This window comes from Bacillus sp. RHFS10, assembly GCF_016757475.1.
GTDB lineage: Bacteria > Bacillota > Bacilli > Bacillales > Bacillaceae > Bacillus > Bacillus subtilis_G.
Window position 1 is genome coordinate 81,534 of sequence record NZ_JAESPO010000004.1, and the last position, 14,140, is coordinate 95,673.

A 14,140-nucleotide genomic window follows, 5' to 3' on the forward strand; every position below is an offset into this window, starting at 1 on the left:
CCCTCTCAAAGCTGTGCGGGCAACATTAGCTATAAAGGTGACAAGCCACAAAGTGGCTGGGAGCAGCTTCTTTGAATGCTGGTATTTGTTCCTTGCATATCGGCTTTGCAACAGGGCATCTCGTATGGAAAACGCAGCCTTTTGGCGGATTAGCCGGACTTGGCAGTTCTCCCTTCAGGACGATGCGTTCACGTTTGACAGAGCCTATTCTTCTTGTAACCGGAACGGATGATAGAAGAGCTTGGGTGTAAGGGTGTAGCGGATGGTCGTAAAGCTCATGCTTGCCGGTCAGTTCCATCATTTTGCCAAGATACATCACTCCGACTCTGTCGCTGATATGGCGGACGACACTTAGATCATGAGAGATAAATAGATACGTCAGATTAAATTCTTCCTGTAATTCTTCCATTAAGTTAATCACTTGGGCCTGAATGGATACATCAAGTGCGGAAACCGGCTCATCTGCGATGATCAGTTCCGGATTCAAAGTGAGCGCTCTGGCGATGCCGATCCGCTGACGCTGGCCGCCGGAAAATTCATGGGGATAACGGCTGGCAAACGACGGGTGGAGGCCTACTCTCGCAAGCAGTTCTTCGACTTTTTCGTTTCGTTCACGCATCGTATACATGTGGTGCGTATGTAACGGCTCCTTAATGATAGAACGCAGCGTTTTTCTTGGATTCAAAGAAGCAAACGGATCTTGGAAAACCATTTGAATATTTTTGCGGACACTTTTCCGTAGCTTCTCCTCTGACAAATTGGAGATATCCTGCCCTTTAAAAAGGATTTGGCCTTCTGTCGGTTTGTACAGCCTGATCATCGTCCTGCCGGCAGTCGATTTTCCGCAGCCCGACTCACCAACGATCCCGAGTGTTTCTCCTTTTTTTAACGAAAATGAAACACCGTCCACCGCTTTTACATCGCCGACTTTTCTTTGAAAAAAGCCTGAGCGGATTGGGAAGTATTTTTTTACGTCACGTAGCTCTAAGATTGTTTCTTGATTAGCTGCAGTCATGATTGTTCGGCACCCTCTTCCTCATATAAAAAGCATCTCACCGTTCTTCCGCTTTTGTGCGTCAAAAGCGAAGGCTGATTTGTCCAGCATTTATCCATGACTTTCGGGCACCTTGGGGCAAAACGGCACCCCGGCGGCAGGTTATCCGGTGTCGGCACGCTGCCTTTAATCGCATTTAATTTATCAATCTCCCCATCTATGACGGGAATCGACGTCAGCAGGCCTTCTGTGTAAGGATGAAGCGGCTCTAAAAATAAGTCGTCGACGGTGGCGTTTTCCACGACTTGTCCGCAGTACATGACAATTACTCTGTCAGCTGCTTCCGACACGACACCTAAGTCGTGTGTGATGAGAAGAATTGACGTGTTGAACTTCTGACAAAGATCTTTCATGAGTTCCAAAACTTGGGATTGTATTGTCACATCCAGCGCTGTCGTCGGTTCATCGGCAATGAGCAGTTTAGGATTGCAGCTGAGTGCGATGGCAATCATTACCCTCTGCCTCATTCCGCCGGACAGCCGGTGCGGATACTCCTTCATCATTTGCTCTGCCCGGGAGAAACCGACCATCTGCAAAAGTTCAACAGCTTTTTGGCGGGCTTCTTTTTTCTTCATGTTTTTATGGTAAATCAGCACTTCGGTAATTTGGTCTCCGATTGTTAACACCGGATTAAGGGAGGTCATTGGTTCCTGAAAGATCATAGATACTTCGTTTCCGCGGATTTTGCAATAGTCATTTTCAGTGAATGAGGTGAGGTCTCTGTCTTCGAGTTTAATAGAGCCGTCCATGATTTTTCCGCCTGAGCTTTGGACGAGGCCCATAATGGATAAAGAAGTAATGCTTTTTCCGGAGCCCGATTCACCTACAAGCGCTACGGTTTCGCCTTTGCTGATGTGAAAATCGACTCCGTCAACCGCAGGGATCGGCTCCTTTTTCCTAAAAAAATAAGTCTTTAAATTATTCACTTCTAAAAGTGTGCCCATGCTAGCTCCCCTTTCCCCCTCTTGTTGTCAAACATTTTCAAGAGAAAGCAATCCCTTTATTCAGAAATAATAAATAATAATGAATTATCGAAAAATTTTATAGTTGTATATTATTACAATCATTTTGCAAAATCAAGAATTTTTTAGGATAAATGTAATATTATTAACAAAATTCCATTATTTTATTCTTTTAAAGCGTTGCATTCAAAAAGGTTTCAGCAGGAATGGACAGTCCGTCTGCCGTGTTTGCTTTGTTGGCTGTTAAATATTTTTTTACTATATTGAATCCGACTGCGTATCCAAGCATTTTGGGCTGATATCCTTTGCCGAATAACAGCTGTGAGAATAATCGATTGTCCCGTTTGATATCCTGGTTGGGTGCAATTTTTTTCTCGTATAAAGCCTGCAGCTGCTCCGGGGTATACCAAGATGCCCATTCAGCCGTTTGACTTCGGCCGAACCTCTCATAAACAGCATATTCTGCAAGCCCTTCCATGATGATTGTATCAAGTAATGTGACATCTTTTTCATCTTTTGTCAGACGATCTAACCTGCAAACGTGATGATATTCATGTGTCATCAGGGCAGAAACTGACGCAAAATCCAACTCTGACGAGAGAAAGAGGAACATTTTGTCTTGAAAAGCGAGTCCTGATTTTGATCCGAATTCTAAACGGATTCTCCTGTTTCGTTCGTCAACCGGCAGTGTGACAATCGGCACATCGGGACCTTGCCATTTGTTTTTAAGGTACTGTTCTTCTTTTTGAATATGCTCAAAAAAACCTTTTTCTTTCAGCTCGGAAGCAGTATGGATGCCCTCTTTTATGTTTTTAAACATTCCATGATGCTGAAGGTGCCCCAGAATGCCTTTCCAGTTCTTTTTCTCCACACCTGAAAAAAGCGGGACAATGTAATGCGCCAAATCATCTATTGACGCGGCCTTCCCGAGCCAGCTGTATGTTTGTTCCACACTCATATGTGATCGCCTCCTCTTTTTATCCTATGCGCACACAAAAAAACCGGCTACCCTTTAGGGCAGCCGGTGTGGCGTGATCATGATTGGTATTTCTTAAAGATTAATGTTGCATTGTGTCCGCCGAATCCCAATGAGTTGCTTAGAACATAATTGAGATCCTGTCTGCGGGCTTCATCAGGCACATAATCTAAATCGCATTCTTCGTCTGGTGTTTGAATATTGATTGTCGGCGGGATCACACCTTCTTTAATGGCAAGCACAGAGAAAATCGCTTCAATTCCGCCAGCTGCTCCTAAGAGGTGGCCTGTCATCGATTTTGTAGAGCTTACCGCAAGTTTATGGGCATGCTCGCCGAAAACGGTTTTAATCGCCATTGTTTCGTATTTGTCATTGTAATACGTGCTTGTCCCGTGAGCATTGATATAATCAATGTCTTCAGGAGAAACGGCCGCATCTCTAATGGCTTCTTGCATTGCTCTCGCTCCGCCTTCACCGTCTTGGGCCGGCGCTGTGATATGATAAGCGTCTCCCGTTGAGCCGTAGCCTACAATTTCTCCGTAAATCTTAGCGCCGCGGGCCAGAGCATGTTCAAGTTCTTCAAGAACAACAATCCCTGCACCTTCACCCATGACAAAGCCATCTCGGTTTTTATCGAACGGGCGGCTTGCTGTTTTCGGATCTGGATTAGTAGACAGCGCTTTGTTGGCGCTGAAGCCCGCGAATGACATTCTTGTCAGCGGCGCTTCTGTTCCGCCTGTGACCATAACATCTGCATCACCGCGCTGAATGACTTTAAACGCGTCACCGATGGAGTTCGTTCCTGTAGCGCATGCTGTAACCGTACAAGAGTTAACCCCTTTTGCTCCTAATGCGATGGAAATCTGCCCTGTCGCCATATCCGGAATCATCATTGGCACGAAAAACGGGCTTACTCGTCTCGGGCCTTTCGTTAAGAAGATTTCAAATTGAGACTCTAGTGTTTCAAGTCCTCCAATACCGGAGCCTACCCAAACGCCGACTCTCGGCGCGATCTCATCGGTAATGTTAAGATCCGCGTCTTCAACCGCCATTTTCGCAGCTACGACCGCATATTGTGTGAAGCGGTCCATTTTTCTGGCTTCTTTTTTATCCATATAATCTTCAACATTGAAGTCTTTTAATTCAGCAGCTACTTTTGCCGGATATTCTTCAGCATCAACACGAGTGATCGGACCGATTCCGGACACACCGTTGATTGCGTTATTCCAACTTGTATCAACGTCGTTGCCAAGCGGAGATAATGCTCCAAGTCCTGTAACAACTACTCTTTTTTTACTCATCTAGTGTGCACCTCACCTTTTTTTAGCGGCCCCAGCGAATTGCAATGGCGCCCCATGTTAATCCTCCGCCGAACCCTACCATGACGACCACATCGCCGTCTTTGATTTTACCGGCTTCCAATTCTTCTACAAGAGAGATCGGAATGGATGCGGCAGAAGTATTTCCATATTTATGAACGGTTTTAGACATCTTTTCGACAGGAAGCTCTAAACGCTCGCGAGCGGCTTCCATAATGCGGATGTTCGCCTGATGCGGAATCAAAAAGTCGACGTCCTCTTTTGAGAGTCCGGCTTTTTCAATGACATTTACGCATGATTCTCCCATTTGGCGGACTGCAAATTTGAAAACTTCTCGTCCATGCATGATTGTATGTCCTTTTTCATTCAGATACAAGTGCTGACCGCCTGTGCCGTCTGCTCCTAGTTCAAATGAAAGAATTCCTCTGTCATCACTGACTGGTCCGACTACCGCAGCGCCTGCTCCGTCTCCAAACAGAACTGCTGTATTTCGGTCTTCCCAGTCTGTAATGCTTGAGAGCTTTTCTACACCGACAACAAGAACATGCTTATAGGTTCCGGATTCAATAAATTGTTTACCGGTTATAACCCCGTACATGAAGCCCGCACAAGCCGCGCTGATATCCATAGCGCACGCTTTCTTCGCGCCTAGCTCTTCTTGAATCATACAAGAGACCGTAGGGAATGACTGATCAGGTGTAACAGTTGCCACCAGGATCATATCCAGATCCTCTGCCGCGACTTCAGCTTGTTCCAGCGCCTTTTTCGCTGCTGCAACAGCCATATGTGATGAATACACATCATCTGCGGCAATTCTTCTTTCTTCTATTCCTGTTCTGGTACGAATCCACTCATCAGAAGTTTCAACCATTTTTTCAAGATCATGATTTGTTAAAACCTTCTCAGGAATGTAACGACCAACACCAAGTATTCCAGCTTTCATAAGGGAAGACTCCTTTATATTGTAAATTTAGAAGATCAATCAGTTGTGATCAATTATTAGTATCAGGTACTAATTCTATCCTATTTTTTTTCACATGGCAATATATTCGTCTAAACTATCAGTTCATCTTAATCATAGAGTATTGTATATAGAAAGGAGGCGTATGCAGTTGGATGTGTTTTCAAAGATGATGTTCGGCGATTCCGCAAAACAAACAGCAGAGAAGGAAGAACAGCAAGAGGAGGTTTCCCAGGCAAACGAAGAAGAGACGAATCATTACATGCATATTATGGACCAAATCGGTTCAATTATGAACTCTGTTGATCAAATCAAGCCCGCTTTAAAGGAGCTTGCGCCTATGATTTCCGCTATTAAAAAGAAAATCATGTGAAAAGCCACTTTCACAAAAGTGGCTTCTTCTTATTCGGTTTCAGATTTTGCGTCAGACTTGCCAAGCTCATAAGCTTCAGCCATTACCGTGGTAAAAAGATTCATAAACGGCTGTATGGCCTCCATTGACAGCTCAATGCCTGATTTTTCAAGCTGTTCTTTCGCTTCAGGAAGATATTTCATGGCAATTTGCAAGAACTCCAGTGATTTTTCATGCTGCATATGACGTCACTCCATTACTCGTTTTTTGGCAGTTCGCCTGTTTTGTTGTACGTTTTGATCAGCTTGGCGATTCTATGCTGAAAGTCTTTATCGACTAGCGGGCTGAATGTTCCCATTTCAACAACTCCGGTTTTCAGGTCGTAGTAATGATCGCCGCCTTCAAGGGAGCCTTTGTTGAATTGCTCAGCGATGATTTCATAGGCCTTGTCCACATTTTGCACAGTGCTGGTTAATACGGTATTCTCACCCAGTTCTGATTGATCTGTGACGTAGCCGATGGCATAGAGGCCGTCTTTTTTGATTTGCTGAATGACAGGAACATTATACCCGTCTCCAGCGGGATACACAACATCCGCGCCTTCGTTCTTCATTTTTTGATAAAGCTTTACTGCCGTCGTATCATCATCCCAATGAGCCGTATATTTCGTGTTTACTTCTATATCCGGATTTTCATATTTGGCCCCTTTGATAAAACCGTCAACCTCTGGCTGCCACGTAAAGGAAGCAATGACGCCGACCTGATTTGTTTTCGACATATGGGCAGCTGTCATTCCTCCAAAAAAGCCCATTGCTTCGCCGCTGAAATGGACACTCGTCACATTATCGCCTTTCGCTTTCGCATTGGAAATGACGAATTCCATATCCGGATAATCTTCGCTGACCAAGTTAAACACTTCTGCATATTCACTCCCGTGGCCATAGAGAAGATTGACGCCCCGCTTATGAAAATCCTCAATCGCATTTATGATATCTTCATCTGTTTTTACGCCTTCTTTATAGTAGACGTCCACATTGTATTTTGATTGTATATTCAGTAATCCTTTATACCCTTTTGTGCCCCATACGAGATCGTTAATCGTATCAGGAAAGAGCATGCCGACCTTCTCAATTTTTCCTTTAAACGGAGTTTGTCCACATCCGCTTAATAAAAGGAGGACAGAAAAGATCATGACAAGCCTTGTGATCAAGTCATGTTCAACTCCTTTTGACAAGCTATAACATGTATCATTTTTATACGTTTATTGTATCTAGAAAACTCGAAACATGGAAGGTTTTTCTTAATATTTGTCGAAAATTGATGAAAATTGTCTTTTCCACTCGATTATTTTTGTTTTTGCTTCTTCTTTTGTGGTTTTTTCTGTGACTTGCAAATCGAAAATCTGATCTTTGCTTTTTTCGAGGCTTGGTTCAAGCAGGAACCTCAGCAGCTCCTCAGCGACATCGTCTGTGTAACAGCCGTCTTCTTCGGTTTCTTCTTTCCACGGTCCATACATTTTCGGCAGGATCACCGCTTTTTCTGAGCCTGCCTTTTCACGTTTTTCCCATTCTTTTCGGTCTTGTTCATATACTAATATATAGGGGGAATCAAATTGGTCTAAAGGCAAAAAGCCGCCGAACTGGATACAAATTGTATCATATTTTTGATCTCCAATGCGTTCAAGCTGGCGAAAGAGTCCATTTCTCCCAAGCCACAAGAGTCTTTCTTCTAAGTACATTTGTCTATTTTCATCTTCTGTTTCCGCCAGAATAACGTCAACATGTATGCCTTCATCCATCATTCGCTCGCATAATGAAAGGCCGAAAAATTCGTCCGCACCTACAATCAGCGTTGATTCCATTGCATCTGCCGCCTTTCCGGTTTTTCATTTCCAAAGCAAAACAGCCTCCGCAAAAGAGAAGGCTGTTGTTATTGTATTCTCTATAACTCTTTTTCATGACTGTGAAAGAATTTGCAGATTGATGCATAAATTCTGCTTGGATGCTCAAATAAGTGAAATGTCATGTCGACTGGTGAACCTCGCTTTTGCTGTTGTTCCTTGAATGCTTCCGCATGTACGCTGTATGGATAGGGCGCTCCGGTCATTCGCTGCCATATATGAACCGGCACGCCGCTCGGATAGCTTTCAATTGTTTTGTAACGGAACGCTTCCGCTTCTTTTTCAGTTATTCCGCAGCTTTCCGATACCTCTTTCAAAAATTGCTTATAGAAAAATTTATTTTCTTTCTCTGATTCATAATGAGCCTGAAGATCGAGACAAGGATTCAACATTGCGGCTGAACGGATATGATCCGGGGAAAAACGAAGTAGTTCATCGGCCACGAGAGCACCCATTCCTTCTGCTAAAATATGAATCTTCGGATTGAGTATTTCCTGCTTCAGAACGGAATGTATCAGCTGTTTGGCATAGGCGACCGCTTTTTTCGCGCCCCAATGCCTTCCGTAGAGATTGCTGTTAAAAAGAGTGTATCCTTCATTCCTTAGCATGTTCAGAAGCTGATTTCTGCCGTAATGCTGCAGCCAAAAGCTTGAATCATTTCCGACAAAGTGGGTTCTGTCCCCCAAGATAAAGATGCCAAAGCCGTTTGGGCGATAGGGCAGATGAATCACATTCTGCTCCGTTCCCAATTGAAAGTACCTTTCCGTTATTCCCATCGCTTGCCCGCCTCCTTTCACACTTCATCTCACGCTATCTTATGTAAAAAGAAAAGAAACGAATAAGGTAAAGTCCTAGCCTTTATGAGTTTTGGCTATTATACCATTCGATGTTTTTTGTTTTATTTAAAGTGTATCGAATCAGACTCTTTTGTCACCTCATTTTTCTTCTAAAATTGGATTCCCCCTTCGCTTTTTGTATGGTATGATAGCTTTTAGAATAGAATGAGAAGGACGAGGTGGAAACGTGCGATATATTATTGCCTTTATTTGGACGTTCCTTTTATCACATATGGCATGCTACTTGGTTGCCAGCATGAACAGCGTTGCGTATCAATTCAAAACATCATCTGTCATTGCTGTAGTACTGTATGTCTTGATCATGGTTTTAGCAGAAATCATGCCTATGAACAAAAATGCAAGCCAGCATTAAAACGCCAAAAACCCAAAACATTTCATTGTTTTGGGTTTTTTCTTGATCACGGCTTTCTTTTATATGTCCACAGCCGGTTGTGATTTGATGTCTCAGGAAACATATCCCCTGCTGACAAATGGATCTTTTGCGGGTTTTTAACCATACTACCTGTCTCGCCGATTTCAACGTAGACGCCATTGTTGGGCGCCTTCTGTCCCGGACGGAATTGATGCTGCTGACCCACTGTTTTTCCTCCTTTTCCTTTTTGCTGTAGTATGCGCCTATTCGCCTGTCAATATGTTTCCATCAAAAAAACTGCTGAGCTCAGCAGTTTTTCGATGATTCCCCTCTGTATAAAACGGCCTTCAGCAGTGCTTTTTGCACGTGAAGACGGTTTTCCGCCTGCTGAAATACCGCCGAATTCGGCCCGTCAATAATCTCAGCTGTCACTTCCTCCTCACGGTGCGCAGGGAGGCAATGTAAAAAAGTATAATCAGGCTTGGCATGGCTGACCAGCGCCGCATTCACCTGATAAGGGGCAAATACAGTGAGACGCTCTTGTTCTTCCGCTTCCTGCCCCATGCTTGTAAACACATCAGAATAAATCACGTCCGCGTCTTTTACAGCTTCAACCGGATCAGCTGTAAGCGTGATAGAAGCGCCCGATTGACGTGCAGATGTTTTTGCCGCTTCAACTGCTTCATCTAACACTTCGTATCCCTTTGGCGAAGCGATCGAGACATCACAGCCCATTTTCGCGCAGCCGATCATTAATGAATGCGCCACGTTATTTCCGTCCCCGATGTACGCGACTTTCACGCCTTTAATATTCCCTTTTATTTCCTTTATCGTCAACAGATCCGCCAGCGCTTGGCATGGATGGTATTTATCCGTAAGTCCGTTGATGACCGGAATGTCGGCTTCTTTGGCAAGCTCCTCCACTTTCTCATGCTCAAAGGTCCGGATCATAATGGCATCGACATAGCCTGACAGCACTTTTGCCGTATCAGCGACGGTTTCACCGCGCCCCAGCTGCAGATCTTTCTGGCTTAAGAAGAGAGCGCTCCCGCCCAGCTGCGCCATGCCTGCTTCAAATGAAACACGGGTCCGCGTTGATGATTTTTCAAAAATCATTGCCAAGGTTTTGCCTTGGAAAATAGGCTGAATTTTGTTTTGTTTCAGTTCACCGGCTTCTGCGAGCAAGGCGTTTATATCCTGTTCACTAAGATCCTGTAACGTTAATAAATCTTTTCCGTATAAACTGGTTTCCGTCACTGTGTGCATGATGCCACTTCCTTTTTATAGAGATCTTTGAGAGATACAGGCTGCGGATGGCCTGAACCGCTTTGTAAAAACGCCCGCACGGTTTCTTCTTCTGTAAAGACGGTGATGCCGTGCGTCATGGCTTCTAAACGTTCTTTGCGCGCTTCTTCAGAGCCGCTCAAATTGATGTGGATCGCTTTTCCTTCCAGCTCCATCCATGAGGCAAATGTCCCTTCATGTACCGTAAAACCGGCGTTTTCCGCTAATTCCTTGATATCGTCCGGCCCATTTTGGAAATAAATGCTTCCTTTTTGATTCCAGACACGTGTATAGATTTTTTTCAAGGCGCTGTCGGCATCGTATGCAACACACATGCCTTCTCCCGTTGATTTCATTTCCGGCCCAAGCTTGACATCTACATCTTGAATCGCATGTGATGAAAAGACCGGGAACTTTACAGCAACGCCGTGGTGATTTTGAACTGCGGGGTTTACATCTTTTAAAGACGCCCCCGCCAGCAGCCGTGTGGCGAGCGGAATCATCGGAACGCCCATTACTTTGCTGACGACAGGAACCGTGCGGCTCGCTCTCGGATTCACTTCAAGGACGAGAATGTTTCCACTGTCGATCACAAATTGAATGTTCATGATGCCTTTAAATGAAAGCTTTCGGGCAATTTTTTGCGCGGCATCTTTTATGTCTTGCTGCAGCCCGCTTGTGATGGACGGTCCGGGAAGGATGGCAAAGCTGTCTCCCGAATGGACCCCTGCCCGTTCAATATGCTCGGTATATGTCGGGATAAAGACATCCTCACCGTCGGATATCAAATCAATTTCGACTTCCTTACCTGACACATACTGATCAATTAAAATCGGGTACGGCATGCTGTCCTCTCCGTTCAGCAGCTGAGAAAGCTGAGTTTGCGAGTCAACAATGATCATGCCCATTCCGCCGATGACATAAGACGGACGGATTAACACCGGATAGCCGATCTCATCAGCTTTTTCAGCCGCCTCTTCTTTTGTATAAGCGATTTCTCCCTTTGCGTGCTTCAAGCCAAGCTCATCAAGAAGCTGATAAAATTGATCCCGATCCTCTAACACGTCGAGCGTTTCAAACGAGGTTCCGAGAAGGGTAATGCCGGCTTTTTCGAGCGCTTCAGCAGCATTGATCGCGGTTTGGCCGCCGAATTGCACGATTGCAAAATCGATGTTTTCCTGCTCCGCCACGTTTAAAATGTGCTCCGTAGTCATCGGTTCAAAATACAGGCGGTCCGCAATTTCATAATCTGTGCTGACCGTTTCTGGGTTGTTGTTCATCATGATGGTTTCGAACCCAAGCTCTTGCAGTGTCAGCACGCCATGAACGGCACTGTAATCGAATTCAACTCCTTGGCCGATGCGAATAGGTCCCGATCCGATAATCAGCGCGCGTTTTTTCTCTTTTCGGCTGATGTCACCATCTGTCTCTCCGAAATATGTCGAGTAAAAGTAGTTTGTTTTCGCATCAAATTCAGCCGCGCATGTATCGACAATTTTGAAGGAAGGTGTAATGCCCATCTCCTTGCGAAGCGCGCGCACCTCTTCTTCTGTTTTGCCGATCAGCGAGGCAATCGTTGCGTCTGAAAATCCCTTCTCCTTTGCTTTTTTCAATAAGTCAAAAGAGAGATCGCTTCCCGCCTCCATCAAGCGGTTTTCCAGTTTGATGATGTTGTCAAAGGTATGGAGGAAAAACGGATCAATTTTTGTTTTCGCATGAATGTCTTCAATCGTCACGCTGCGGCTCAACAGCTCCATGACAACGAAAAATCTGCGGTCGTCAGGAGTGACTGCCAATTCCCATAGCGCTTCAATCGACAAGCCGCTGAGCTCTGGAAGATGCGTACCGATGTTTTTCAGTTCAAGGGACGCTGCCGCCTTTTGTATCGCCGCTTCTAAATTCCGTTCAATCGCCATCACTTCACCGGTGGCTTTCATTTTTGTGCCAAGCTTGCGGTCTGCGTTTTTGAATTTATCAAACGGCCAGCGCGGAAATTTGACGATCACATAGTCAAGCGCCGGTTCAAAGCTTGCGTAAGTTGACCCTGTGAGCGGGTTTTTCAGCTCATCAAGGGTATATCCGACCGCCAGTTTCGCAGCCATCTTGGCAATCGGATAACCGGTTGCTTTAGACGCGAGAGCCGATGACCGGCTTACCCGCGGATTGACTTCAATGACGTAATATTGCTTGCTGAATGGATCAAGCGCGAATTGAATGTTGCAGCCGCCTACGACATCAAGCGCTGAGATGATCGTCAGACTAGCCGTCCGCAGCATTTGATAGTCTTCATCCGTCAATGTTTGTGACGGCGCCACAACGATGGAGTCACCTGTATGCACACCGACCGGATCGATGTTTTCCATATTACACACGGTAATGCATGTGTTATTGCGGTCACGCATGACTTCATATTCGATTTCTTTAAATCCGGCTATGCTTTTTTCTACAAGGCATTGATTGATCGGGCTTGCTAACAGCGCCTGTTTAATCATGGCTGTAAAGGCCTCTTTATTAGGGGCGATGCCTCCGCCCTTTCCTCCTAATGTGTAAGCAGGTCTGATAATGACAGGAAAACCGATGGATTCCGCAAAACGGAGGGCGTCCGCCTCGTTATCTACAATTTCACTATCCGGCACGGGCTGGTTCAATTCATTCATTAACGAACGGAATTTTTCCCGGTCTTCACCTTTTTGTATGGTTTCAACGGATGTGCCGAGCAGTTTGACGCCGTGCTCTTTTAAAACACCCGTTTCTTCAAGCTCCACCGCTAAATTCAACGCGGTCTGCCCGCCTAAATTGGCAAGAAGCCCATCAGGCTGTTCTTTCTTAATGATATTTGTCAGGCTTTCTGCTGTCAGCGGCTCAAAATAAATGTCATCAGCGAAGGCTTCATCGGTCATAATGGTCGCCGGATTATTGTTGACGAGGATCACCCGATAGCCTTCCTCCTTCAGCGCGATGCACCCTTGAGTGCCTGAATAATCAAATTCCGCTGCCTGCCCGATGATGATCGGGCCAGAGCCGATTACTAATATGCTTGAAATACTGGTGTTTTTAGGCATGCGCGATTTCTCTCCTTGCTGGTATCACATTCTTTAGATAATCATCAAAAACCCATTCGCTTTCCGCCGGTCCGGGATGCGCTTCCGGGTGGAATTGCACACTCATGACAGGCCATTTTTTATGGGAGAGCCCTTCAACTGACGTATCATTAACGTGATGAAACCTGATCGTGAGCTCTGCTTCATTAATAGACTGTTCATCAACCACATAGCTGTGGTTTTGGCTAGTCATGAAGACACGTTTCGTTTCACGGTCGATGACCGGATGGTTTGCGCCCCTGTGTCCGAACGGAAGCTTAAATGTATTCCCTCCGAACGCAAGCGCGATCAGCTGATGTCCGAGACAGATGCCGAGCGTCGGATAACGGCTGACGATGCTTTTGATTTTTCCTAAATAAGGCTGAATGGCTTTCGGGTCTCCGGGTCCGTTCGATAACACAATGCCGTCCGGCTTTATATCGTATACAGCTTCCATTTGCTGATACGGCACAACGGTGACCTTGCAGCCCCGTTTCACGAGTGATGACGCGATGGACTTTTTATAGCCGAAATCAATGAGGGCGATATGTTTATGGCCGTCGCCGAATGTGCTGATTTCCTGCGCGGATGCCTGCTCTGCCACGTTTTCTGGCTGAAAGGCGATCTCAGCGGATTCTATAGAGCCTGTAACAGTCGCACCCATCGTTCCGTTTGCGCGGATTTTTTTCACGACAGCCCTTGTATCAACATGGGTCAACAACGGAATGTTCCATTTTTGTAAATACTCCTTGAGGCTGTATACGGCTTCATGATGAGAAAAATGATCACACGCCTCGTAGACAACCGCGGCTTTCACTTGCGGTTTCTTGCTTTCAAAATCCTTTTCATTAATGCCGTAGTTGCCAATCAGCGGGTAGGTAAATACGATAATCTGTCCTTTATATGATGGATCTGTAAGCACTTCCTGGTAGCCTGTCATTCCTGTAAAAAAAACAGCTTCTCCCGTGCAGCTTCCATGACCGTCCAGCTCGCCGCTGAACGCTGTTCCATCTTCTAACACTAAATAACCTTCCATCTAACAG

The 14,140-nt window shown here is 45.4% G+C and carries 15 protein-coding genes; 2 read left to right on the forward strand and 13 right to left on the reverse strand.

Annotated features, from left to right (window positions below; all coding sequences use genetic code 11):
* Nucleotides 1–25: 25 nt before the first annotated feature.
* The 5 genes from appF to fabH all read right to left on the reverse strand — a co-directional run bounded on the left by appF (nucleotide 26) and on the right by fabH (nucleotide 5,254).
* Nucleotides 26–1,015, reverse strand: coding sequence for an oligopeptide ABC transporter ATP-binding protein AppF (gene appF / locus JMN17_RS14835; protein ID WP_087993444.1), 990 nt, complete (start codon nucleotides 1,013–1,015; stop codon nucleotides 26–28).
* Nucleotides 1,012–1,998, reverse strand: a complete 987-nt coding sequence (appD, locus tag JMN17_RS14840) for an oligopeptide ABC transporter ATP-binding protein AppD (protein ID WP_202328450.1) — start codon at nucleotides 1,996–1,998, stop codon at nucleotides 1,012–1,014. Before appD ends, appF begins: the two co-directional genes overlap by 4 nt.
* 190 nt (nucleotides 1,999–2,188) lie before the next feature.
* Nucleotides 2,189–2,974 carry a DUF2268 domain-containing protein gene (locus tag JMN17_RS14845; RefSeq protein ID WP_087993446.1) on the reverse strand — a complete coding sequence of 262 codons (786 nt, stop codon included), beginning with the start codon at nucleotides 2,972–2,974 and terminating at the stop codon, nucleotides 2,189–2,191.
* 77 nt (nucleotides 2,975–3,051) lie between these two features.
* Nucleotides 3,052–4,293 carry a beta-ketoacyl-ACP synthase II gene (gene fabF, locus JMN17_RS14850; RefSeq protein ID WP_087993447.1) on the reverse strand — a complete coding sequence of 414 codons (1,242 nt, stop codon included), beginning with the start codon at nucleotides 4,291–4,293 and terminating at the stop codon, nucleotides 3,052–3,054.
* A 22-nt stretch (nucleotides 4,294–4,315) separates the two neighbouring features.
* Nucleotides 4,316–5,254: a beta-ketoacyl-ACP synthase III gene (fabH, locus tag JMN17_RS14855; protein ID WP_087993448.1), complete on the reverse strand. Its 939-nt coding sequence runs from the start codon at nucleotides 5,252–5,254 to the stop codon at nucleotides 4,316–4,318.
* A 163-nt stretch (nucleotides 5,255–5,417) separates the two neighbouring features.
* On the opposite strand from fabH, the gene JMN17_RS14860 reads away from it, so the two are divergent.
* Nucleotides 5,418–5,645 (forward strand): hypothetical protein, encoded by a 228-nt coding sequence (locus JMN17_RS14860; RefSeq protein ID WP_087993449.1) that lies wholly within the window; start codon nucleotides 5,418–5,420, stop codon nucleotides 5,643–5,645.
* Between the two features lie 29 nt (nucleotides 5,646–5,674).
* Here the strand turns inward: JMN17_RS14860 and comZ are convergent, their stop codons facing one another.
* From comZ to JMN17_RS14880, 4 genes are all read right to left on the reverse strand, one after another.
* Complete coding sequence (gene comZ / locus JMN17_RS14865) at nucleotides 5,675–5,866, reverse strand: ComG operon transcriptional repressor ComZ (RefSeq protein WP_003224559.1); 192 nt, start codon at nucleotides 5,864–5,866, stop codon at nucleotides 5,675–5,677.
* A gap of 14 nt (nucleotides 5,867–5,880) precedes the next feature.
* A complete protein-coding gene (med, locus tag JMN17_RS14870; protein WP_087993451.1) occupies nucleotides 5,881–6,834 on the reverse strand; it encodes a transcriptional regulator Med in 954 nt (317 codons plus the stop codon).
* Nucleotides 6,835–6,924: 90 nt separating this feature from the next.
* Entirely contained in the window at nucleotides 6,925–7,485 is a 561-nt protein-coding gene (locus JMN17_RS14875) for a hypothetical protein (RefSeq protein ID WP_087993452.1), read from the reverse strand.
* Nucleotides 7,486–7,565: 80 nt separating this feature from the next.
* Nucleotides 7,566–8,300, reverse strand: coding sequence for a hypothetical protein (locus JMN17_RS14880; RefSeq protein WP_202328451.1), 735 nt, complete (start codon nucleotides 8,298–8,300; stop codon nucleotides 7,566–7,568).
* A gap of 247 nt (nucleotides 8,301–8,547) precedes the next feature.
* Between JMN17_RS14880 and JMN17_RS14885 the strand changes: the two genes are divergently transcribed.
* A complete protein-coding gene (locus tag JMN17_RS14885) occupies nucleotides 8,548–8,733 on the forward strand; it encodes a YjzD family protein (protein WP_087993454.1) in 186 nt (61 codons plus the stop codon).
* Nucleotides 8,734–8,779: 46 nt separating this feature from the next.
* Here the strand turns inward: JMN17_RS14885 and JMN17_RS14890 are convergent, their stop codons facing one another.
* The 4 genes from JMN17_RS14890 to JMN17_RS14905 all read right to left on the reverse strand — a co-directional run bounded on the left by JMN17_RS14890 (nucleotide 8,780) and on the right by JMN17_RS14905 (nucleotide 14,133).
* On the reverse strand, nucleotides 8,780–8,959 hold the full coding sequence (locus JMN17_RS14890; RefSeq protein WP_087993455.1) for a YjzC family protein: 180 nt from the start codon (nucleotides 8,957–8,959) through the stop codon (nucleotides 8,780–8,782).
* A gap of 80 nt (nucleotides 8,960–9,039) precedes the next feature.
* Nucleotides 9,040–9,999, reverse strand: a complete 960-nt coding sequence (argF, locus tag JMN17_RS14895) for an ornithine carbamoyltransferase (protein ID WP_202328452.1) — start codon at nucleotides 9,997–9,999, stop codon at nucleotides 9,040–9,042.
* Nucleotides 9,987–13,079 carry a carbamoyl phosphate synthase large subunit gene (locus JMN17_RS14900; protein ID WP_202328453.1) on the reverse strand — a complete coding sequence of 1,031 codons (3,093 nt, stop codon included), beginning with the start codon at nucleotides 13,077–13,079 and terminating at the stop codon, nucleotides 9,987–9,989. The genes argF and JMN17_RS14900 overlap by 13 nt, the downstream gene beginning before the upstream one ends.
* Nucleotides 13,072–14,133, reverse strand: a complete 1,062-nt coding sequence (locus JMN17_RS14905; RefSeq protein ID WP_202328454.1) for a carbamoyl phosphate synthase small subunit — start codon at nucleotides 14,131–14,133, stop codon at nucleotides 13,072–13,074. The genes JMN17_RS14900 and JMN17_RS14905 overlap by 8 nt, the downstream gene beginning before the upstream one ends.
* Nucleotides 14,134–14,140: the final 7 nt, after the last annotated feature.